Source organism: Aquabacterium parvum (genome assembly GCF_001447195.1).
Classification (GTDB): Bacteria; Pseudomonadota; Gammaproteobacteria; order Burkholderiales; family Burkholderiaceae_C; genus Aquabacterium; species Aquabacterium parvum.
Window position 1 is genome coordinate 19,236 of the sequence record NZ_LFRI01000045.1, and the last position, 20,638, is coordinate 39,873.

The 20,638-nt window shown below is 66.5% G+C and carries 18 protein-coding genes and 1 pseudogene; 12 read left to right on the plus strand and 7 right to left on the minus strand.

What is annotated here, in order from left to right:
• Positions 1-203 precede the first annotated feature (203 nt).
• The gene (locus tag ABG80_RS00845; protein ID WP_058085906.1) at positions 204-1,220 is read left to right on the plus strand and encodes a DMT family transporter; all 1,017 of its coding nucleotides are present in this window, start codon (positions 204-206) and stop codon (positions 1,218-1,220) included.
• Between the two features lie 65 nt (positions 1,221-1,285).
• Here the strand turns inward: ABG80_RS00845 and ybiB are convergent, their stop codons facing one another.
• From ybiB to ABG80_RS00865, 4 genes and pseudogenes are all read right to left on the minus strand, one after another.
• Positions 1,286-2,272, minus strand: coding sequence for a DNA-binding protein YbiB (gene ybiB / locus ABG80_RS00850; protein WP_058085907.1), 987 nt, complete (start codon positions 2,270-2,272; stop codon positions 1,286-1,288).
• Between the two features lie 54 nt (positions 2,273-2,326).
• Positions 2,327-5,203: a nitrate reductase gene (locus ABG80_RS00855; RefSeq protein WP_058086029.1), complete on the minus strand. Its 2,877-nt coding sequence runs from the start codon at positions 5,201-5,203 to the stop codon at positions 2,327-2,329.
• Positions 5,204-5,217: 14 nt separating this feature from the next.
• Positions 5,218-6,048 carry a type IV pili methyl-accepting chemotaxis transducer N-terminal domain-containing protein gene (locus ABG80_RS00860; RefSeq protein ID WP_058085908.1) on the minus strand — a complete coding sequence of 277 codons (831 nt, stop codon included), beginning with the start codon at positions 6,046-6,048 and terminating at the stop codon, positions 5,218-5,220.
• 87 nt (positions 6,049-6,135) lie between these two features.
• Positions 6,136-7,356: pseudogene (locus ABG80_RS00865) on the minus strand (NAD(P)/FAD-dependent oxidoreductase); the annotation flags it as partial.
• Positions 7,357-7,546: 190 nt separating this feature from the next.
• Here ABG80_RS00865 and ABG80_RS00870 point away from each other — a divergent pair.
• Positions 7,547-9,286, plus strand: coding sequence for a bifunctional protein-serine/threonine kinase/phosphatase (locus ABG80_RS00870; protein ID WP_058085909.1), 1,740 nt, complete (start codon positions 7,547-7,549; stop codon positions 9,284-9,286).
• A 163-nt stretch (positions 9,287-9,449) separates the two neighbouring features.
• On the opposite strand, the gene ABG80_RS00875 is transcribed toward ABG80_RS00870, so the two are convergent.
• Positions 9,450-10,706: an MFS transporter gene (locus ABG80_RS00875; RefSeq protein WP_058085910.1), complete on the minus strand. Its 1,257-nt coding sequence runs from the start codon at positions 10,704-10,706 to the stop codon at positions 9,450-9,452.
• Positions 10,707-10,852: 146 nt separating this feature from the next.
• Between ABG80_RS00875 and dcd the strand changes: the two genes are divergently transcribed.
• The 4 genes from dcd (at position 10,853) to ABG80_RS00895 (ending at position 13,748) form a co-directional block, all read left to right on the plus strand.
• Positions 10,853-11,422 (plus strand): dCTP deaminase, encoded by a 570-nt coding sequence (dcd, locus tag ABG80_RS00880; protein WP_058085911.1) that lies wholly within the window; start codon positions 10,853-10,855, stop codon positions 11,420-11,422.
• A gap of 300 nt (positions 11,423-11,722) precedes the next feature.
• Positions 11,723-12,142, plus strand: a complete 420-nt coding sequence (locus ABG80_RS00885; protein ID WP_058085912.1) for a DUF1801 domain-containing protein — start codon at positions 11,723-11,725, stop codon at positions 12,140-12,142.
• 47 nt (positions 12,143-12,189) lie between these two features.
• A complete protein-coding gene (locus tag ABG80_RS00890; RefSeq protein ID WP_058085913.1) occupies positions 12,190-13,047 on the plus strand; it encodes a 3',5'-nucleoside bisphosphate phosphatase in 858 nt (285 codons plus the stop codon).
• Positions 13,048-13,118: 71 nt separating this feature from the next.
• Positions 13,119-13,748, plus strand: coding sequence for an L-threonylcarbamoyladenylate synthase (locus ABG80_RS00895; RefSeq protein WP_058085914.1), 630 nt, complete (start codon positions 13,119-13,121; stop codon positions 13,746-13,748).
• Here ABG80_RS00895 and ABG80_RS00900 read toward each other — a convergent pair.
• Together ABG80_RS00900 and plsY are read right to left on the minus strand one after the other, a co-directional pair.
• Positions 13,706-14,140: a glutaredoxin family protein gene (locus ABG80_RS00900; protein WP_083505693.1), complete on the minus strand. Its 435-nt coding sequence runs from the start codon at positions 14,138-14,140 to the stop codon at positions 13,706-13,708. The two genes, ABG80_RS00895 and ABG80_RS00900, sit on opposite strands and share 43 nt — an antisense overlap.
• Before the next feature lie 31 nt (positions 14,141-14,171).
• Entirely contained in the window at positions 14,172-14,822 is a 651-nt protein-coding gene (gene plsY / locus ABG80_RS00905; protein ID WP_152987397.1) for a glycerol-3-phosphate 1-O-acyltransferase PlsY, read from the minus strand.
• Positions 14,823-14,999: 177 nt separating this feature from the next.
• On the opposite strand from plsY, the gene ABG80_RS00910 reads away from it, so the two are divergent.
• The 6 genes from ABG80_RS00910 (at position 15,000) to folK (ending at position 20,615) form a co-directional block, all read left to right on the plus strand.
• Entirely contained in the window at positions 15,000-15,731 is a 732-nt protein-coding gene (locus tag ABG80_RS00910; RefSeq protein ID WP_058085916.1) for a hypothetical protein, read from the plus strand.
• A 94-nt stretch (positions 15,732-15,825) separates the two neighbouring features.
• A complete protein-coding gene (locus ABG80_RS00915; protein ID WP_058085917.1) occupies positions 15,826-16,911 on the plus strand; it encodes an AI-2E family transporter in 1,086 nt (361 codons plus the stop codon).
• Positions 16,912-16,921: 10 nt separating this feature from the next.
• Positions 16,922-17,743 (plus strand): HdaA/DnaA family protein, encoded by an 822-nt coding sequence (locus ABG80_RS00920; RefSeq protein ID WP_235513703.1) that lies wholly within the window; start codon positions 16,922-16,924, stop codon positions 17,741-17,743.
• Complete coding sequence (locus ABG80_RS00925) at positions 17,740-18,408, plus strand: histidinol-phosphatase (protein ID WP_058085919.1); 669 nt, start codon at positions 17,740-17,742, stop codon at positions 18,406-18,408. The genes ABG80_RS00920 and ABG80_RS00925 overlap by 4 nt, the downstream gene beginning before the upstream one ends.
• Positions 18,405-20,018: a polynucleotide adenylyltransferase PcnB gene (gene pcnB, locus ABG80_RS00930; protein WP_058085920.1), complete on the plus strand. Its 1,614-nt coding sequence runs from the start codon at positions 18,405-18,407 to the stop codon at positions 20,016-20,018. Before ABG80_RS00925 ends, pcnB begins: the two co-directional genes overlap by 4 nt.
• Before the next feature lie 18 nt (positions 20,019-20,036).
• Entirely contained in the window at positions 20,037-20,615 is a 579-nt protein-coding gene (folK, locus tag ABG80_RS00935; RefSeq protein ID WP_235513704.1) for a 2-amino-4-hydroxy-6-hydroxymethyldihydropteridine diphosphokinase, read from the plus strand.
• The last annotated feature ends 23 nt before the right edge of the window (positions 20,616-20,638 follow it).

Below are 20,638 nucleotides of genomic sequence, written 5' to 3' on the forward strand. Positions count from 1 at the left end.
AGAGTCAGACATGTGCGCACCCGAGCGGCCAAGCGCCTGGGCACCGTCCAAGTGTGCGCGAATTTCAAGCGGTGGCCGAGCGCACTTTGTCCCGAAAACCCAGCGGAGCCCCTGCATGCGCGGCAGGGGAGACCCTGTCATCCGGCCAACCAAGGGTTTTCAGGTAAGGTGACGCGATGTCCCTTGCTGGCCTGACTTCCCCCATGTCCGCGCTGACCCGAGACCGCCGAACGCAGGGCCTGCTCTGTGCCTTGGCAGGCGCGGTGGCGTTTTCCGGCAAGGCCATCGTGGCCAAGCTGATGTACCGCCATGGCGCCGACGCGATCTCCGTGGTGGGCTTGCGCATGGCCATGGCCTTGCCGATGTTCCTGTTGATGGCCTGGTGGGCGGGCCGCAGTTCGGGCCCGGATGGGCGACTGCCACTCAGCCGCCGCCAGGTCTGGCAGGTGATCGGCCTGGGGTTCACGGGCTACTACCTCGCCAGCACGCTCGACTTCCTGGGCTTGCAGTACATCAGCGCCAGCCTGGAGCGCGCGATCCTCTACCTCAACCCCAGCCTGGTGCTGTTGTTGTCGGTGTGCTTCCTGGGCGCGCGTTTGCGTGGGGTGCACGTGCTGGCGCTGATGATCAGCTACGCGGGTGTGCTGATGGTGTTCCTCCACGACTGGGACGTGGCCCACATGGTGTCCGACACGACGCAGGGGCTGGATGCCCGCTCTGCCGTGGCCATTGGCAGCGTGCTGGTGTTTTTCAGTGCCTTGTCCTATGCCATTTACCTGATGGGCAGTGGGCAGCTGGTTCAGCAACTGGGCTCCATGCGCCTGGTGGGGTTGGCGTCTTGCGCTGCTTGCGTGATGTGCCTGGCGCAGTGGTGGTCGGTGCACGCATTCAGCGACGGCAGCCTGGGGCGGGTGACGCACTTGCCCTGGCAGGTCTGGGCGCTGTCGGCGCTCAACGCAACGGCCTGCACGGTGTTGCCGGTGTGGCTGGTGATGCGCGGCGTGCAGTTGCTGGGGGCCTCGGCGGCGGCCCAGGTTGGCATGGTCGGGCCGCTGTCGACCATCTGGCTGGCCTCGTGGTTCCTCGATGAGCCCGTGACCGCTCGCTTGATGCTGGGCACCGGCACCGTGCTGCTGGGCATCCTGGTGCTCACGCGCATGAACCAGCCGCCTGCGCCGCAGGTCAAGACGGTGATCGAGTCCAGCGACACGAAGGACTGAGCCGCGGCAACTCAGCGAGCTGTCCGTGGCGGCCCTGGGGCGACGGTCCGCTGGCGCAGGTGGGCTCAGGCCGCTTGAGCCCGCGAGAGCGCTTGCACCAGGCAATCGGCCTGGGCATCGATGGATGCTGGCAGGCGCTGAGGGTCGTGCCGCACCGCATCGATCCAGCTGGCGGTGACGTCGGCCTCCCGGCCTTCGGGGAGCTCAGGCAGCGACACCAGCACGCCCTCGACGGGTGCCCGGCTGAGCGCGTCTTGTCGCTGCCCGCGCAGGAAGACGTCGAAGCGAGGTTGGCGTCGCGCATCGGCGACCGGTTCGCCTTCGGTGCCACGCATCAGCAGCGCATCGGCGCCGCTCAAGGCGATGAAGCCTGCGAGCGATTCACCGTATTCGGGGTGGGTGTGGTTGATGACGCGCAGGCGTGGCGGCGTGGGCGAGGCGTCGCGGTCCGCGTCAACAGGCATGCCCAGTGCGAACGGGTCCAGCAGCTTGACGATGGTGTGCGCAGGGTTGCGCAGGCCCACCGTCCAGCGCACGTCCAGCAGGCGGGCCACGCTGGGGCAAAGGTCTGCCACGTCGATGAAGGCGGGGTGTCCCGCCTGCCAGCACGTGGTCAGTTGCGCGGCGTCCTTGATTTGCGGCCAGCCCCCAGCGGCGATGACTTGCGCCGATGTGACGCGGGTGGGATCCGTGGCCGGGCCGTGCACCAGCACGCCCACACCGCGCCTGGCCAGTGCCCAGGCCAACAGCGGTGTGAGGTTGGGCAGCTTGCGCGAACCGTTGTAGGAGGGCAGCAGCACGACCCCGCCAGGCGCAGCCGCCAGGGCAGGACGCAGGTCGATGCAGCGCTCGGTGGTGGCCTGCAGGAAGCCGATGAGCTCGTCGGGCGTTTCGCCCTTGATGCGCATGGCCAGGCAGAAAGCGCCGATTTCCAGGTCAGTCACCTGGCCATCAAGCACTTGCGACATCAGGTCGTGCGCCTGCTCGCGAGAAAGCGGTCGGGCGCCTTCCTTGCCCCGGCCGATGACCTTGATGTGTGCGGCGATGCCCATGTTGCCTCGGCGTGGTGTCTGGTGGTGATCCTGCGTCAGGGCAGGATTATCCCGTCAGGCGGTGGCCGAGGCGTTTGTCGGGTTGCCCTCCGAGGTGCTTTCTGCGGTGTTGAACGGGGTTTGCTGCACCAGCTTGCGCAGCGCCGGCAGGCAGGAGCCGCAGTTGGTGCCGCAGCGCAGCTCGCCTTGCAGGTTGGCCAGGCGCTGCTCGGCGCTGCCGTTGCAACGCCCCAGCACCTGGGTGATGGCGATGTCGCTGACGTTGAAGCACGTGCACACCTGCTTGCCCCGGCTGGCAGTGGCCACCGGCGGTGTGTCGCCTGGCGCGAGCAGGGCCGTGCCGAGTTCGTCGATGGCCAGGTCGTCCTGGAGCAGGGGGCGCACCCACTTTTCCGAGGCGAGCTCGCCCACCATCAGGAAGGCGCGCAGGCGGCGGCCTTGCTCGGTTTGCGCCACCTGCATGCGGCGCTGCTGACCTTGTTTGGGGTCGTCATAGCGCATGACGCCGGGCCCGACCATGCCGAACAACGCGGCCAGTTCGTCGAGCGTGGTGGCGTCGATGGGCGAGGGCGATGCCGCACGGAACAGCAGCCCCACACGCCCCTGTTCATCGGGCTCTCGGCCGAAGGGCACGCAGGCCGTGAACGGAAAGCGCCGCATCCAAGCCTTGAGCTGCTCGCGCAGGTCCAAGGCGTGGTCGGCGGGCAGCCAGGCCACGGCCAGCAGTTTCCAGGGCAAGTCGACCGGGGTCAGGCGCACGGCCGCGTGCTTGAGTTCGGGCTGCTTGGATGTCGGGCAGAACGCCGGCTGCGTCAGGGCGTTCACGCCGGTCACGCGGCGGCCGTGTGCATCGAAGCCACCCAAGGCCTCCTCACCCCAGTGCATGGCGATGTAGCCCTGCTGGCGCCCCATGCCTTCGTGCGCCATGGCCGGGATCAGCAGCTGACCACGCCGTGACGTGACTTGCACGAGCTGGCCATCGTTCAGGCCCAGCTCGGCCATGTCTGCCGGATGCAGTTCGATGCTGGGCTCGGCCACGTGTCCGAACAGGCGTCCGAGCGTGCCGGTGCGGCTCATGCCGTGCCACTGGTCGCGCAGGCGGCCGGTGTTGAGTGCAAAGGGGAAGCGCTCGTCGGGCACCTCGCGCACGGGCAAGGGGCGCACGGCGGCGAAGCGGGCGCGGCCATCGGGTGTGGCGAAGCGGCCGTCGGTGTAGAGGCGTTTGCGCCCTTCGGTGGCGCCTTCGGGCATGGGCCATTGCTGGGGGCCTTTGGCGTCCAGGAGGGCGTAGCTCAAGCCGGTGATGTCGAGGTCGCGTCCACGGGTGCTTTCGCGGTGCTCGTTCCAGACGGATTCGGGCGTGGTGTAGGGAAAGAGGGTGTCGGTTCCTGGCAGGTAGCGCGAGGTGCGCTCGGGCAGGCGGGCCTCCAGGCGGCGGCCGATGTCGGTGAAGATGGCCCAGTCGTGGCGGGCTTGGCCTGCTGCGGGCACGGCCGAGCGCACGCGGCTGATGCGGCGCTCGCTGTTGGTGACGGTGCCGTCCTTTTCGCCCCAGGTGCTGGCGGGCAGCAGGATGTCGGCGTAGGCGCAGGTGGCGGTGGTGGCAAACGCTTCCTGCACCACAACGAGCTCGGCTCGCTCCAGCGCCTTGCGCACGGTGTGTTGGTCGGGCAGCGACTGGGCGGGGTTGGTGCAGGCGATCCACAGCGCCTTGATCTCACCGCGAGCGGCCGCTTCGAACATCTCGACCGCCGTCTTGCCGGGTTGCGAAGGCACGTCACGCAGCCCCCACAACGCGGCCACCTCGGCGCGGTCGATCTCGCTGCCCAGGTTGCGGTGGGCACTCAGCAGGTTGGCCATGCCGCCCACCTCGCGGCCGCCCATGGCGTTGGGCTGCCCGGTCAGTGAGAAGGGGCCTGCGCCCGGCTTGCCGATCTGGCCGGTGGCCAGGTGCAGGTTGATGAGCGCGGCGTTCTTGTCCGTGCCCTGGCTGCTCTGGTTCAGGCCCTGGCAGTAGAGAGAAAGCGTGGGCGTTTGCTGACCGAACCAGCGCGCGGCCTGCTCCAGGTCTTCGCGGCGGATGCCGCAGACCTCGCTGACGCGCTCGGGCGTGTGTGACTGCACGACCTCCAGCAAGTCGCTGAAACCGCTGGTGTGGTCGCGGATGTAGGCTTGGTCGAGCAGGCCGTCGCGCGCCAGGATGTGCAGCATGCCGTGGTACAGGGCGACGTCGGTGCCGGGCTGGATGGCCAGGTGCAGGTCGGCCATGTCGGCGGTTTCGGTGCGGCGCGGATCGACCACGATCATCTTCATGCCGGGATTGGCCTGGCGCGCGGCCTCGATGCGGCGGAACAGGATGGGGTGGGCCCAGGCCGTGTTCGAGCCGGTGATGAAGAGCGTGCCGGCGTGGTCGAAGTCTTCGTAGCAGGCGGGTGGGGCGTCGCTGCCCAGCGTGACCTTGTAGCCGGCCACCGCGCTGCTCATGCACAGGCGCGAGTTGGTGTCGAGGTTGTTGGTGCCCAGCAGGCCTTTGACCAGCTTGTTGACGACGTAGTAGTCCTCCGTGAGCAACTGGCCCGAGCCGTAGAAGCCCACGGCCTGTGGGCCGTGCTGGCGCACGATGGCAGCCAGGCGATCGGCGGCCTCGTCCATGGCGGTGTCCCAGCCGATGCGCTCGGGCTCCGCATGGCGACTGGCGCGGCGCATGGGGTGCAGCAGGCGAGTCTGCTTCGTCACAGCTTCGGCGGCGGTCAGGTGAAGCGTGCTGCCCTTGGTGCACAGGCGGCCAAAGTTGGCGGGGTGATCCGGGTCGCCCTGAACCTGCACGATCTGGTCTTCGCGCGACTCGATCAGCACGCCACAGCCGGTGCCGCAGTACGGGCAGGTGGCGCGGGTGACCTGGGTGGCAGCGGCGATGGGGATGGTCTTCATGGTGGGGCGGTGGTTCAGGTCAGTCGCGCGCACAGGCCGGTCACCCGGTCCATGATCTGCAGGATGTTTTCGCTGCTGCGCAGGACTTCGGCGCTGTGGCGCGGGGTGCGTGCCTGGCGGTCGAGGCGGCTGAGCGCATTGTCGAAGAAGGCCCACTGCTGGCGGGCCAGAGACAACTCTTCGCGGATGGTGGTGGTGACCTCCGGTGCCGATTCGAGCAGGCTCAGTGCGCTGAGGAACTCGCGTTTGGCGGTTTCAAGCTCGCGCTGCTGAACGGGGTCGGCGTCGCTCCAGGTGAGGCTGAGGTAGCACTTGGCCGAGCGCTGCGAGAGCATGCGCTGGCGCCCTGCCACATTGACCAGCTTCCCCACGGGCTTGCCCGAGAGTTTCTCGAGTTGCATGGTGCCCTGGTGAGCCAGCGCCAGCACCTGGGCGTCCAGGCTCAGCAGCTTGGCGGCTTGTTCACGCTTGGGGGCGGTGCCAACGAGGGCCAGCTTGTAGTCGGCCCAGACACCCTCGAGTTGCTGGTAAGTGGTGCGGACGGCCGGCTGTGGGGCGTATGCCTTGAGTTCAACCAGTTGCCGGTCGAAGAGCGCCATCGACTCGGCCAGGATGCGCTCGGCTTTGGCGGGCTCGACGCCTTGCCCGATGGCCAGCCAGGCCTTGGCCATGCGCTGCGACAGCATGCGCTGGCGGCCTGCCTTGTTGATGGCATCGTTGAGGTCGATCACCTGTGCACTTGCTGTGGCGGGCGCCATGGACATGGGCACGATGAAGGCGGTGAGGGCCACGCCTGTCAGCCCTTTCAGGCAGGTGCGGCGTTGATCGTTGTACAACTGGTACATGCTGAAACCTGACGCGCAGCAGCCTCATGGCCGCTTGCGCATTGCATGGAAGGCGCTGACTCAGGCCGCAGCCTGGAGCGCAGGATCGTTGACCGCACCAAACATCAGGCGGTCACGGTGAGCAGAGATCGACCGGCCTTCGCGGATCAATTGGAAGTACTGGCTGCCGTCTTCGGTGTCGCCATACAGGCAGGCACCGACCAGCTTGTCGCCACGGATCACCAGCTTCTTGTAGGTGCCAGCCATCGGGTCGGACAGCACGATCTCCTCGGTGTCGTCGCCACCCATGAAGTCACCCGCAGAAAACAGGTTGATGCCGGTGACCTTGAGCTTGGTTGAGACCTGCGAGCCCAGGTAGCGCCCAATGCCCAGGCGTGCGAGGTGGTTGGCCACCACCTTGCCCTGCTCGTACAGGGGGGCGACCAGTCCGTAGGCCACGCCCCGGTGCGATGCGCACTCGCCCACGGCGTAGATGCGCGGGTCGGTGACGGTCTGCATGGTGTCGGTGACACTGATGCCGCCACGGCCATCGTTGGCACAGCCGATGCCGGCGTTGCGCGCCAGTTCGGTGTTGGGGCGGATGCCGGCGGCCATCACCACCAGATCGGCCAGCACTTCCTGGCCGTCCTTGAAGCGCACGGCTCGCACACGACCCGCGCCATCGTCCAGCAAGGCTTCGGTTTGCGCGGGCAGCAGGAAGCGGATGCCTCGATCTTCGAGCGCGCGCTGCAGCAGCTTGCCCGCCACCTCGTCAAGTTGGCGCTCGAGCAGCCAGGGCGCCAGGTGCACCACGGTGACCTCCATGCCCCGCTGCCGCAGGCCGTTGGCCGCTTCGAGGCCCAGCAGGCCGCCGCCAATGACCACCGCGTGGCGGTGCGTGGCGGCGGTGGCGATCATGGTCTGCGTGTCGGCGATGTCGCGGTAGGCGATCACGCCTTCGAGCTCCTTGCCCGGCACAGGCAAGATGAAGGGGTTCGAGCCCGTGGCCAGCAGCAGGCGGTCATAAGGCTCTTCCGAGCCATCGTCGGCGATGACGACCCGACGCGCGCGGTCGATGCGCGTGACCTTGCGGCCCATGCGCAGGCGAATGCCGTGCTCCTCGTACCAGCTCACCGGGTTGAGGATGATCTCGTCGATCGTCTGTTCACCGGCCAGGACCGGTGACAACATGATGCGGTTGTAGTTCGGGTGCGGTTCGGCCCCGAACACGGTGATGTCATGCAGGTCGGGGGCGAGCTTGAGCAGCTCTTCCAGGGCCCGAACGCCAGCCATGCCATTGCCCACCATCACCAATTTCTGTTTGGTCATGTGCGTGCTCCATCAGCGGTATCAATCTTTTTGTGCCGTGGATGCAAGCAATTAAAGGGCCAGGGGCGCGCAGACCCGTTGCACCGAATGCGGGCGCAAATCTTGCGAGCTGCATCGAAAACGGGCGTGGCACCATGAGTGTGCGTGAGCGCCATGGGCAAGACCAAAACACGCTCCTGCTGAGGAAGACATGAGTTTCGACGTGGACATCGGCTGGGCCAGCGAACGCGGGCCCCGCACCGACATGGAAGATTTCGCTGCGGTGCGACGCCCGGCCGCTGGCGAAGCCGCCTGGGGCGTCATCGCGGCCGTGGCCGATGGGGTCTCGCAGGGGGGGCTGGGCAAAGAAGCTGCCCAGACCACCGTGATGGGCCTGCTGCGCGACTGGTACGCCACCCCCGCCACTTGGGACCCGACCGTCGCCCTTGAGCGCCTGATTTCGTCGCAGAACGCCTGGCTGGTCGACCACAATCGCCGCCGCCAGTCGGTGCGCAGCGACGATCGAACGGGCGGCGCCGGCATGAGCACGCTCACGGCACTGGTGCTGCGCGCCCATGGCTACACCCTGGCCCACGTGGGCGACACCCGCGCCTGGCTGATCCGCCATGGCGAGTGCACCTTGCTCACGCAGGACCACACCCTGGGGCAATTGACCTTTCAGAATGGCCTGACGCGTGCCATCGGCCTCGACGAGTCCGTGAAGGTGGATTACTTCAGCGGCGACCTGCAGGTGCACGATGTCTTCGTGCTCACCAGCGATGGTGTGCATGGCGTGCTCTCAGCCCGGCAGATCCAGCAGTTTGCCCAGCAAGGCAGCCCGCAGGAGGCCGCCGATGCGATGGTGGCCAAGGCACTGGCCTCGGGCGGGCGCGACAACGCCACCGCGCTCGTGATCCGCGTCACGGGGCTCGATGCCGCCACCCTGGAAGACCACACCCGACGCAGCCATCAACTGCCGGTGCCTCAGCGCCTGAAAGACGGCGAGGTGATCGACGGCATGCAGGTCGAGGCCCTGGTGTTCAACAACGGCGTGCACCGTGTCTACCGCGTCAAGCACCTGGCCAGCGGCCGCGTGCAGGCCCTCAAGACCTTGCACGAAGCGCGCGCCAGCGACCCCGAAGAGCGCCAGATGCTGGCCCACGAGGCCTGGCTGGGCGCGCGGGTGTCCGAGCGCGAAGCGCGCGGCTTCCTGCACGTGGTCGAGCCCGAGCAGCCCACCTTCTTCTACACGCTCTCCGATTGGCTGGCGGGGCAAACGCTCGGCCACATGCTCAACCAGGGGCAGCGATTCCCGGTGCACGAAATCGTGTCGGGCATCACCTCATTGGTGCGCACCCTCGGGCGCTTGCACCAGCATGGCGTCATTCACCGGGACATCAAGCCCGACAACCTGCACCTGGGTGACGATGGTCAGTGGCGCATCCTCGATTTGGGTGTGGCCTTGTCCGGCAAAGAGCCTGAGTCCCTGCGCGTGCTGCACGCGGGCACCCCCAGCTACATGAACCCCGAGCAGTGGGGGGACGACCCAGCGCTGGCCCGCGCCACCTTCCAGTCCGACCTCTACGCGCTGGGCGTGTCGCTCTACGTGTGGCTGACGGGTCGGCTGCCCCATGGCGAGATCGAACCCTACCAGACGGCCCGCTTCCGACGCGACCCGGTGCCGCCCTCGCGCCTGAGACCTGACGTGCCCATCTGGTTGGACCACATTGTCCTCAAGGCCGTGGCACGCGATCACAAGCAGCGCTTCGAGACCGCTGAAGAAATGCTGCTGGCCCTGGAGAGGGGTGCGTCCAGGCCCTTGAGTGCGCCGCCCGTTTCGCCACTGCTTCAGCGCGATCCTGCCGCGGTTTGGAAGATCGCGTTGGGTGTGTCGGTGTTGTTCAACGTGTTACTGGCTTACTGGCTGGCCTTCCTGCCCAGCGGCCGCTGAGGCGTTGGGCAGCACACGATGCAAGGCGCGCCCACAAACGACAAACCCCGCAGGCGGTGGCCTCGCGGGGTGTCCGACGACAGAAACGGATCAACTGCTTTCGGCGATCGGAAGCGGGCCTCGTGAGCCCGCCCCCGTCGTGACGGTGGCCTCGGGGTGAGGTTCAGCGGCTGGAGCTTGCGGTCTGATTGAACGCGGCCGAAGTGCCACCGGAAGTGCGGGCGCGCCCGCCTTTTTCTGCCCAGGTGCGCGTCCAGCGGATCTGCATGACGCGCATCATGGCCAGCACGGCCACGCCGAGGACGGCGAAGGCCAGGAAACCGTAGAAATAGGTGCCCAGGTGCTGCTTGGACAGGCCCATGGCATTGGGGATGAAGCCGCCGCCCAGCGCGCCGAGTTCGCCGATCATGGATCCGGCCACCGCCGTGGTCAGCGGCCAGCGCAGGGGCACCAATTGGAAGAGGGCGCCATTGCCTGCACCCAGGGAGGCAAAGCACAGCATGAACAGCAAGGTGGTCAAGACCAGGCTCTGACCCATCAGGCCGCAGATCACCAGCGTGACGATCACCATCGAAAGCACCGCGGTGAGCGTGTTGATGCCGCCCCAACGGTCGGACAGCCAACCGCCCAGCACGCGGGTGGCCGATCCCATCAGCGTGGCCAGCATGGTGAGCTGACCCGCTTCGATCTTGGTGACCTTGAACTGATCGTAGAAGTAGGTGGGCAGGAAGTTGGCCAGGCCGATGAAGCCGCCGAAGGTGATCACGTAGATCAGGCTGAAGGCCCAGCCGTCCTTTTCGTACAGGCAGGCGGTGTGTTCGCGGAAGGTTTGTTCTTCGCGATCAGGTGGCTCTTTGGCGCAGATCGCCATCACGATCATGGGCACCAGCATGGTGAACGCAGCCAGGCCGTAAACCGCCTGCCAGCCAAACTTCGTGGCCAGTGGTGGGGCAAACAGAACGGCCAGCACGGTGCCGCTGTTGCCAGCGCCCGCGATGCCCATTGCCAAGCCCTTGTACTTGGGCGGGAACCAGCCTGAGCCCAGCGACAGTGCGATGCCGAAGCTGCCGCCGGCGATGCCCAGCAGCACGCCCATGGCCAGCACCTCGTTGTGCGTGTCGACGAAGAAGTAGCCAAACGCCAGGGCCAGCACGATCAACCCCATCTCGACCATCGCGGCGCTCTTGCGCCCGATGTACTGCGCCAGCAGGCCGAGGGGGAAGCGCATCAGCGCGCCGGCCAGGATGGGCACCGAGATCATGAAACCCTTCTCGGCCGCGCTCAAGTTGAACGTCTCGCTGATGAAGGGGGCCATGGCGCCGTTGAGCACCCAGATGGCGAAGGTGAAATCGAAATAGAGGAATGAAGCGAGCAGGGTCGGCATGTGCCCCGATCGCATGAAGGCTTTGTGGTCAGACATGGTTACCTCAGCGGTTACGTGCACCATCGTGGGTGACGCTTGTGTTTGTGCGGTACGGCATGCAATTCGGGTGCCAGCTTGGTGCGCACGCTTGAGGGGCGTTTCGGATCAAGCACAATGTCGACCGACGTCACAGGAGCACACCCATGAGCATCAAGTCCGACCGCTGGATCCGCCGCATGGCCGAAGAGCACGGCATGATCGAACCGTTCGAACCGGGCCAGGTTCGCTACGCCGCCGATGGTCACAAGATCGTCAGCTATGGCACGAGCAGCTACGGCTACGACATCCGCTGCGCGCCGGAATTCAAGGTCTTCACCAACATCCACAGCACGGTGGTTGACCCCAAGAACTTCGATGAAAAGAGCTTCGTCGACATCGAGAGCGACGTCTGCATCATCCCGCCCAACAGCTTCGCGCTGGCGCGCACCGTCGAGTACTTCCGCATCCCGCGCAACGTGCTGACCATCTGCCTGGGCAAGAGCACTTACGCGCGCTGCGGCATCATCGTCAATGTCACGCCGTTCGAGCCGGAGTGGGAGGGCTACGTGACCCTCGAGTTCAGCAACACCACGCCGCTGCCGGCCAAGATCTACGCAGGCGAGGGTTGCGCGCAGGTGCTGTTCTTCGAAAGCGACGAGGTCTGCGAAACCAGCTACAAAGACCGCGGCGGCAAGTACCAGGGCCAGCGTGGCGTGACCTTGCCCAAGACCTGATGGGAACGCGACGGGAGCGTGATTTTCGTCACGTGAAAAGGCCTGGGCTGCGGGCATCCACAATGCACAGGTTTCATTACGCTCCGTTACAATGAGGGCAGACACGAGGCGCCTGCTGCAAACTGGTGGTCGCCCGACTGCGAACAATGGCGAGCCCCTTTGCTGGGGCGTGCCCGATAAACGGCAGAGAGTGACCCCGTCTGGTCTGCGCAAGCACCAAGGTGCCTGCGCCCGATCCGTGGGAGGGGGTGTGGCGGTGCCCGTGTCTGAAGTTGCACCCCTACCTGGCCCCCGACCTCCATGCGCAGACCCCTTCAATCACCTGCACTGGTCAACGCGTTCTACGACAGCCTGCGGCCCGAGCAGCGCGAGACCGCCCAGATCATGCACCGCGCCATCCTGGCCGCTGCGCCTCATCTTCGCCCCGAGGTCAAATGGGGCAATCTGTGTTTCATGAACGAGCACGACAACGTGCTGGCTCTCGTCTTGTTCAAGGCCAATGCCCACCTGCAGGTCTTCAACGGTGTCATGCTGCTGAGCGAGTTCCCTGAGCTGGAAGGCGCGGGCAAGGGCATGCGCCACGTGAAGTTTCGCTATCGCCAACCCGTCAACGAACAACTCATCCGCGAACTGACGCTGGGCAGCCTTCAGGCGCTGGCGGTTCAGCAAGCCCGCCATGCGCGCTCGGCGAGCCGCTGGGGCTCCGAGCGCCCGCAGTGACCCTTCAGTTGGTCGGGCTGCCTGCCGATTGTTAGCATGTGACAACCATGCACTTGATCAACGCCGACCTGCACTGCCACTCCAACGTCTCCGACGGCACCCTGACCCCGGAGGCGGTGGCCGAGCGCGCCGCTGCCAACGGGGTGGCGCTGTGGTCACTCACCGATCACGATGAGGTCGGTGGTCAGCACCGTGCACACGCTGCTGCGGCGAGTCTGGGCATGGCTTACCTGCCTGGCGCAGAGATCTCGGTGACATTCGCCGGCAAGACGGTGCACATCGTCGGGCTGGGGTTCGATCCCGATGACCCGCATCTGCTGCAGGGCCTGGCTGACACACGCAATGGCCGTGAGCGCCGCGCTCGCGACATCGGGGCCGAGTTGGCCAAAGTCGGCATCCCGGACGCCTTCGAAGGTGCGCTGAAGTTTGTCGGCAACCCTGACTTGATCTCTCGCACGCATTTCGCTCGCTACATCGTCGAAATCGGCGTTTGCGCCGATCCCCACGACGTGTTTCGCCGCTACCTTGCCGAAGGCAAACCCGGGTTCGTGCCGCACAGCTGGGCGCGTCTGAGCGACGCCGTGCGCTGGATCACCGGAGCTGGGGGTGTGGCCGTCATCGCGCACCCCGGGCGATACGACTTCACGCCGAACGAAGAGTTCGCCCTGTTCAGCGAGTTCAAAGCTCACGGTGGACGTGGTGTCGAGGTCGTCACCGGCAGCCACACGGTGGCCGAGTACGCGCGTTACGCCGACATGGCCATCGAGTTCGATTTGCTGGCTTCACGTGGCTCCGACTTCCACGACCCTTCCGAGAGCCACACCGACTTGGGTGCGCTGCCAGACTTGCCAGGCAAGGTCACGCCTGTCTGGGCTGCGTTGCAGGATCGCATCCTTCGGCCTTGAGGCCAGGCCTCGTGGGTCCGCTGGGGCTGCTTTGACATTCGACGGTGCGGCATTCGAGATAGGCTCGGGCCATGGCCCAACTTTTTGAAGTTCACCCGGAACACCCCCAGCCTCGATTGCTCAAGCAGGCGGCAGCGTTCCTGCACCAGGGCGGCGTGGTCGCGGTGCCCACCGATTCCAGCTATGCCCTGGTTTGCCACCTCGACGACAAGTCCGCGGTGGATCAGCTGCGGCGCATCCGTGGCGTTGACGAGCGCCATCACCTGACGCTGTTGTGCCGAGACCTCTCCGAGCTGGCCAGCTACGCGCGGGTCGACAACCAGCAATACCGGCTGCTCAAGCTGGCCACGCCAGGGCCATACACCTTCATCCTGGAGGCCACGAAAGAGGTGCCCAGGCGGGTGTCGCACCCCTCGCGGCGCACGATCGGGCTGAGGGTGCCAGACCACCGCGTCACGCAGTCGCTGCTGACCGAAATGGGCCAACCGCTGCTGGCCACCACCCTGATCCTGCCCGATGAGGTCGAGCCTCTCAACGATGCACAACTCATCCGCGAGGCCCTGCAAAAGCGCATTCAGGCGGTTGTGGATGCTGGGGCGTGTCCCATGGCGCCCACCACCGTCATCGACCTGAGCCAGGGTGGCGCGCAGGTGTTGCGTCAAGGGCGCGGGGAGCTCTCTCGGCTGGGCTTGAGCGACTGAGGCGGATCGCCCTTGTCCTGTGCAGCCAGGGCCTCGGCCAGCCAGGGGGCATGAAAACCCAGGTGCCAGAGTTCTCCGGCGCGCACCAGCGGCACGCCCGGCGCGCCTTGTTCGACGTAGGTCTTCTGGCAAGCGGCATCGGTTTCAACGTTGCATTCCCGCCAGCGCACTTCGTGCTGATTCAGCCATGCGATGGCTTTCGCGCAGTAAGGGCACGTCGAGGTCGTGTAGAGCGTGATGTCCACCCGCTGGCTGTGCTCCCGCACGGCCGCAGCAGATCGGGATGCCTGCCAGCTGTCGAGCCCTCGAGCGCCGCCCCAGAAAACGGCCACCAGCGCCATCAGTCCCAGCAGGGATTTCAGGGTGGGGCGTCCTGCTGAGGGCGGGGTCATGCTGTGTGTGCCCAGTTCGTGCCGACCCGTGTCAGCCCTTGGGAGCTTGCTGGTCGGTCGCTGCGGGCGCCTTCTGGCCGAGTTTGCTTTCCTGGCCGGCCAGCAGCTTGCGGATGTTTGCCTCGTGGCGCCAGATCAGCAGCGCGCTCATGACGACGGTGCCAAACGTGGCGGGCCCGACACCCCAGCCCCAGGCCTGGATGACGGGCGCAGCCAGCGAGGCCGTGAGCGCCGCCAGCGACGAGTAGCGAAAGACGATGGCCATGGTGAGCCAGACCAGCAGCACCAAGCCGCCCAGCGCAGGCGCGAAGCCCAGCAGCACGCCGGCTGCCGTCGCCACACCTTTGCCACCTTCGAACTTGAAGAAGATGGGCCACAGGTGCCCGATGAATGCGCCCAGACCCACCGCCGTGACCACCAGCTCGGGCAGCCCGAGTTGCCAGGCCACCACCACCGGCACGTAGCCCTTGAGTGCATCGAACAGCAGGGTCAAGATGGCTGCTGCTTTGTTGCCAGAACGCAGCACATTGGTGGCGCCCGGGTTGCCGGACCCGTAACTGCGGGGGTCGGCCAGGCCGAACACCCGGCTGACGATGACGGCGAAGGACAGCGAGCCAATGAAATACGCAACGACGGCACCCAGGCCGGCGATCGTCAAGGGGTCTAGGGCGGACAGGTTCATGCGCGGTGACCGGGAATGCGATGGGGAGCGGGGAGAAGAGGGCGCCAGTGTAGTGGAGCCCTGGGGCGCCGCTGCGTCAGGCGGCGCTCGCTCGGGGGAGCTCAGGGGGTTTGTCCCATCATCCGTGGCTCTCAGGCGTGCAGACAATCGCCGCAACCCGAAGCCCTCAACCCGTCCATGATTTCCTACAGCCGTCCTCAGTTCTGGCAGCGAACCTGGTTCACGCTCTTGTGCATGGGCGTTGCCGTGGCCGCTGTTGTGGCCTGGTGGGTCTGGCAGGGGCGTTCGGCCGCTGCGGCCGGGGGAGACGCTGCGACCCTGGCGCGTGGCGCTTCAGGCGTGCCCGAGGCGGCGGCCAGAGCCGGGCTGCAAGAGCCCACGTTGCTCTCTGACGGGCGCCCGGAAGACTTTTCTGCACAGGAATGGGCGGCCCTCAAGGACGCGATGAAGCAGTCGTCGCATCCCGAAGCCGAACTCAAGCGCGTGGTGGCCTACCTGCGTTTTCAAAAGCGCTTCGACCAGTGGCAGGGGCTGCGTGACTCCGCCGATGTCGGCTTGCGCCGGCAGGTGGCGGCCTCGCTGGTCGAGCAGGTGCCGGAACGCCTCAAAGAGGGCGAGGTGACCATGGGCGAGGCGCAATTGCTGCTCAGCGCTTTGTGGTCCGACCTGGAGCCCGACGAGGCGCGCCGACGTCAGCGCATCGACGAGGGCATCAAGATCCTGCAGGCGGCTGCGCCACAACCCGATGCCGACCAGGCCCGGCGCGAGGCCGATCGCCTGAGCGAGTACAAGCGCCGGGAGTCGGCCATCGTGCTGGAGTACCAGTCAAGGCCCGAGACTCAACGCGACCCTGCTTGGCTGGAAGCCCAACTCGACGACGCCCGCCGCGCGGTTTACGGCGGCAACTGAGCCCTGCTGGTTCGCTTGCTCGCTGAGCGTTGCGCGGACGCGCCGCTGGGTAGGCGCCATGTCCTGCCCTCGTGCTCGATAGAATGCGTGCCTGATGGTCGCCTCGTCCTCATCCCTTCCGCAGAACATCGTCCGTTGCCTGGTGCTGGCCTTGGTGGCGGCCGTGCTTTGGTGGCACGCCGGTGTCTTGTTGCCTTTTGTGCTCAGCATGGTGCTGGCCTATGTGCTGCGACCCGGCGTCGACCGGCTGGTCGGGGCGCGCGTGCCCCGCGTGCTGGCCGTCGCGCTGTCTTTGCTGATGGTCTTCCTCACGGCTTCGGTGTTGCTGTTGCTGCTGGTGCCGATCGTGTCGCAACTGGTGCCCATGATCCGTTCCCAGTTGCCCGACTTGTTGACCCAGGCCTGGCAGGCGCTGGCGCCCAGGCTGACTGCCCTGGGGGTGGAGGTGCCCAGCTCCATCGACCAGATGAAGGCACAACTCGTCGAGCTGCTGCAAACCCATGGCAGCGAGTGGGGCAGTGCGCTTTGGCGTTCTGCGGTGGCGGGTGGCAGCGGGCTGTTCGCGCTGCTGGGCTATGCCTTCCTGGTGCCCATGCTGGCTTTTTACTGGTTGCTGGACTGGGACCGCCTGACGCAGGCTGCGCGTGGATTGCTTCCCTGGCGGGTGCGTTCCGCCCTGAACGAATTGCTGGACGAGGTCGACTCTCTCATGGGACAGTACCTGCGTGGGCAGGCGCTGGTCATGCTGATCCTTGCCGTTTATTACAGCGTGGGCCTGAGCCTGTTCGGCTTCAATCTGGCCTTGCCCATCGGCGTGTTCACCGGCCTGGCGGTCTGCATCCCTTACCTGGGCTTTGGCTTGGGCCTGTTGCTGGCCCTGTTGGCTGGTGTGCTGCAGTTCGCCGCAGCAGGCGAAGGCGTGCTGCAACCGCTGGTTGGCGTCGCCGTCGTCTATGGTTTGGGTCAGGTGATCGAAAGCGTGGCGCTGACGCCCCGGCTGGTCGGCGAGCGCATCGGCCTGCATCCCCTGGGGGTCATCCTGGCCCTGATGCTGTTCGGCCAGTGGTTGGGCTTTTGGGGCATCGTCGTGGCTTTGCCCTGTGCGGCCTGCCTGACCGTGATCGGGCGTCGCCTGCTGGAACGCTGGCGCGCCAGCGCTGGCTTCCTGCGCACAGAGTGACAGGGCGGTCATGAGCGATGTCTCCCGAGGGGTGGTTGCCCCTGTGCCCATGCGCCAGCTGTTGCTCGACCTCGGGTCGCCAGCCGTGCCGGGCCTGGATGCCTTTGTCACGGGAGGGCAAGCCCAGAATGAGGCGCTGCTGGCCTGGCTGAGCGCATGGCCTGCGGTGGATGGCCCCCTTTCTCCGGCCTACATATGGGGCGCGCCCGGTTGCGGCAAAACCCACCTGCTGCGCGCGATGGTCGAGAGGGCATTGGGCCTGGGCTTTGGCGTGATCTGGCTGAACGCCCAGACCTGCCAGATGTGGGCCGGTTGCGCGCCAGGCGCTCCGACGCTGGCCCTGCTCGATGACTGCGAGCGGCTCAACGCCGAGAGCCAGCACCTGGCCTTCAAGCTGTTCATCGAGTCTGCGGCGGCGTTGGCTGCGCGCGAAGCGGGCACAACACCTGCCGCAGCCGTTGCGGCGGTTTCGGACTTGTCGGACGCGTCTGCCGAGGCAGGCGAGCTGTTCATCCTGGCCGCTGGCCGCCTGCCGGTGGTGGACCTGCCCGTGCGCGATGACCTGCGCACGCGCCTGGGCTGGGGCTTGTCCTTCGCCCTGCAGCCCCTTGACGAGTCGGGGGTGCGCGAGGTGTTGCAACAGGCAGCCCAACGCCGAGGCATGTTCCTGAGCGAAGAGGTGCTGGCCTACCTGCTCAGTCGCCACGAGCGCGACCTCGGCTCCCTGATGGGCCTGCTCGATCGCCTCGACGTTTATGCCTTGTCCGAGCACAGGCTGGTCACCATCCCCTTGCTCAAACAGATGCTGGCCTCAGAATCCCCCTCACCATGAACCTCTGCCTCTTCGACCTCGATCACACCCTCCTGCCTCTGGATTCAGACCACGAATTCGGCGAGTTCATCATCCGGCAGGGGCTGGTCGATGGCGCCGACTACCGTCGCCGCAACGACGCCTTCTACCAGCAGTACTGCGATGGCACCCTGGTGCTGGACGAGTACATCGAGTTCACCACCAGCATCTGGCGCCAGATGTCGGTGGCCGAGCAGTCGGCGCTGCAGCAGGCGTACATGGGCGAGGTGATCCTGCCGGCGCTCAAACCTCAGGCGGTCGAGCTGGTCGAGCGCCACCGCGCCCAAGGCGACCTGCTGGCCATCGTCACCGCCACCAACGAATTCGTCACCCGCCCGATCGCCGACGCCTTTGGTGTGGACGACCTGATCGCCGTGCGCTTGCAGCGCGACGACCAGGGGCGCGTGAATGGACGCATCGACGGCGTGCCCTCGTTCCGCGAAGGCAAGATCACACGTGTGGAACAATGGCTGTCTGATCAGGGCCGCCACCTCGGCCAGTTTGATCGCGTCAGTTTCTACAGCGACTCCCCCAACGACCTGCCCCTGCTTGAGCGGGCCACCGACCCAGTGGCCACCAACCCCAGCCCCGAGCTGGAAGCCGTGGCGCAGTCTCGAGGCTGGCGCATCCTCCGGTTGTTTGCATGATCAAAAGCCTGATTCACAAGTTCCTCGGCAAGGGCGCGCCCCACAAGCGCCCGCACGCCCACGCCGCCAAAGGCGGGGCCAAACCCGCGCGCATTCCCACGGGCAAGCGCGTTGACGTGCCGGCGTCCGAACACGGCATCGACCCCAAGCTCGTTGACGAGCGCGCCCGCAAAGTCGTCGAAACGCTGCAAGACGCGGGCTACGAGGCCTACATCGTCGGTGGCGCCGTGCGCGACCTGCTGCTGGGCCTGCGCCCCAAAGACTTCGACGTGGCCACCAACGCCACCCCCGAGCAGGTCAAGGGCCTGTTCCGCCGAGCCTTCATCATCGGCCGGCGCTTTCGCATCGTGCACGTGGTCTATGGCCGTGGTCGCGAGCACGAGGTGATCGAGGTCTCGACCTTCCGCGCCTACCTCGACAACGACGCCGCCGAGCAGGTCTCCGGCAACGAAAAGACCTCCAAGCGCGAGCTGGCCGACAAGTCCCACGTCGTGGACGCCAGCGGCCGCGTCTTGCGAGACAACGTCTGGGGCCCGCAGGACCAGGACGCCGCCCGCCGCGACTTCACCATCAACGCCATGTACTACGACCCGCGCACGCAGGTCGTGGTCGACTACCACGGCGGTATCCAGGACGCCAAAAAGCGCGTGCTGCGCATGATCGGCCACCCAGAGACCCGCTACCGCGAAGACCCGGTGCGCATCATCCGCGTGGTGCGGTTTGCCGCCAAGCTGGGCTTCGAGATCGAACCCAAGACGCGCGAGCCCATCCGCGAGATGTCCGAGCTGCTTGCCAACGTGCCGCAGTCGCGCCTGTTCGATGAAATGATCAAACTGCTGCAGACCGGGCACGCGCGTGCCTCCATCGAGCAGTTGCGCAAGCAGGGCCTCGATCGAGGCGTCTTCCCCATCCTCGATGCGGTGTTTGACGAGGCTCGTCGGCACCCTGGGCGCGAGCAATTCGTGCAACTGGCGCTGGCCGACACCGACCGGCGCGTGTCCGAAGGCAAGCCCGTGGCGCCCAGCTTCCTGCTGGCCTGCCTGCTCTGGCATGACGTGCTGGACCACTGGCAGCGCAACCAGGCGCAGGGCGAGCCGGTGTTCCCGGCCCTGCAGTCGGCCACCGACGCCGTTTTTGATGCCCGCATCGGCGACATCTCGGGTCGAGGCAAGCTCGCCACCGACATGCGCGAAATCTGGACCATGCAACCCCGTTTCGATCGGCGCACGGGCAATGGCCCGCTGTCGCTGGTCGAGCAGCCCCGTTTCCGCGCCGGCTTCGACTTCCTGCGCTTGCGTGGGCAGTGTGGCGAAGTGGCCGCCGACCTGGCGACCTGGTGGGAGGACTTCTCCCTGGCCGATGATGTCGAGCGCCGCCGCTTGATGGACGCCGCTCGCCAGCAGGCCGGGCAGGGCGGCCCGCGTCGGGTGCCTCGCAACAAGGCCTCGGTGGCATCCGCATCCCAGTCAGTGGAGCCGGATGACAACCAAAGCGATGACGAGGCCGATGAGCTCACCCACGTGGCAGGCGACGGCGGTGCTCCCGCCCGCAAGCGCCGCCGCCGCCGTCGCAAGCCCGCAGGTGGTGCCCAGGTCGGCGCTGCGGAATGACACGTCGGTGAGGCGAACATGATGGCCCCGACGAGCGCCCCGGTGGTGGCTTACGCGGGAGCCGAGGCGTTTTCGCTGGCACCTCGGTTCCGGGCATTCGTGGCAATGGGGGGCAACCTCGGAGATGTGCACCTGCGCCTGCAGGCGGCTGTGACGGCGCTGCGCAAGCTGCCGGGCACGCGGGTGGAGGGTGTTTCGTCCCTTTACCGCACCCGTCCCGTGGATGCTGGCGGCCCAGATTTCCTGAACGCCGTGGTGGCGTTGGACACCGTGCTGGCGCCACACGAGTTGCTGCGGTCCTTGCTCCGAATCGAGCTGGATCACGACCGCGAGCGCCCGCACGTCAACGCGCCTCGCACGCTCGATCTGGATCTTTTGCACCATGGTGGTGCCGTCCTGCAAACGGCGACCCTGACCCTGCCGCATCCCCGCCAACTTTGTCGAGCCTTCGTCATGGTTCCGCTGGCCGAGTTGGTCGAACGCTTGCCAGCCCGCTCGGACAGCCCAGCGCCCGATGTCCTTGACTCGGAAAAGAGGGCCCAGCTGGCCGCAGAGCAGGGCATTGAGGCCATTTCCGGGCCAAACTGCTTGGGTTGAGAAAATTTCCAGGCTATAATCGC

Coding starts and splice junctions, on each gene's coding strand:
- ABG80_RS00845 (WP_058085906.1), top strand. CDS start 204: ATGTCCGCGCTGACCCGAGACCGCCGAACGCAGGGCCTGCTCTGTGCC.
- ybiB (WP_058085907.1), bottom strand. CDS start 2,272: ATGGGCATCGCCGCACACATCAAGGTCATCGGCCGGGGCAAGGAAGGC.
- ABG80_RS00855 (WP_058086029.1), bottom strand. CDS start 5,203: ATGAAGACCATCCCCATCGCCGCTGCCACCCAGGTCACCCGCGCCACC.
- ABG80_RS00860 (WP_058085908.1), bottom strand. CDS start 6,048: ATGTACCAGTTGTACAACGATCAACGCCGCACCTGCCTGAAAGGGCTG.
- ABG80_RS00870 (WP_058085909.1), top strand. CDS start 7,547: ATGAGTTTCGACGTGGACATCGGCTGGGCCAGCGAACGCGGGCCCCGC.
- ABG80_RS00875 (WP_058085910.1), bottom strand. CDS start 10,706: ATGTCTGACCACAAAGCCTTCATGCGATCGGGGCACATGCCGACCCTG.
- dcd (WP_058085911.1), top strand. CDS start 10,853: ATGAGCATCAAGTCCGACCGCTGGATCCGCCGCATGGCCGAAGAGCAC.
- ABG80_RS00885 (WP_058085912.1), top strand. CDS start 11,723: ATGCGCAGACCCCTTCAATCACCTGCACTGGTCAACGCGTTCTACGAC.
- ABG80_RS00890 (WP_058085913.1), top strand. CDS start 12,190: ATGCACTTGATCAACGCCGACCTGCACTGCCACTCCAACGTCTCCGAC.
- ABG80_RS00895 (WP_058085914.1), top strand. CDS start 13,119: ATGGCCCAACTTTTTGAAGTTCACCCGGAACACCCCCAGCCTCGATTG.
- ABG80_RS00900 (WP_083505693.1), bottom strand. CDS start 14,140: ATGACCCCGCCCTCAGCAGGACGCCCCACCCTGAAATCCCTGCTGGGA.
- plsY (WP_152987397.1), bottom strand. CDS start 14,822: ATGAACCTGTCCGCCCTAGACCCCTTGACGATCGCCGGCCTGGGTGCC.
- ABG80_RS00910 (WP_058085916.1), top strand. CDS start 15,000: ATGATTTCCTACAGCCGTCCTCAGTTCTGGCAGCGAACCTGGTTCACG.
- ABG80_RS00915 (WP_058085917.1), top strand. CDS start 15,826: ATGGTCGCCTCGTCCTCATCCCTTCCGCAGAACATCGTCCGTTGCCTG.
- ABG80_RS00920 (WP_235513703.1), top strand. CDS start 16,922: ATGAGCGATGTCTCCCGAGGGGTGGTTGCCCCTGTGCCCATGCGCCAG.
- ABG80_RS00925 (WP_058085919.1), top strand. CDS start 17,740: ATGAACCTCTGCCTCTTCGACCTCGATCACACCCTCCTGCCTCTGGAT.
- pcnB (WP_058085920.1), top strand. CDS start 18,405: ATGATCAAAAGCCTGATTCACAAGTTCCTCGGCAAGGGCGCGCCCCAC.
- folK (WP_235513704.1), top strand. CDS start 20,037: ATGATGGCCCCGACGAGCGCCCCGGTGGTGGCTTACGCGGGAGCCGAG.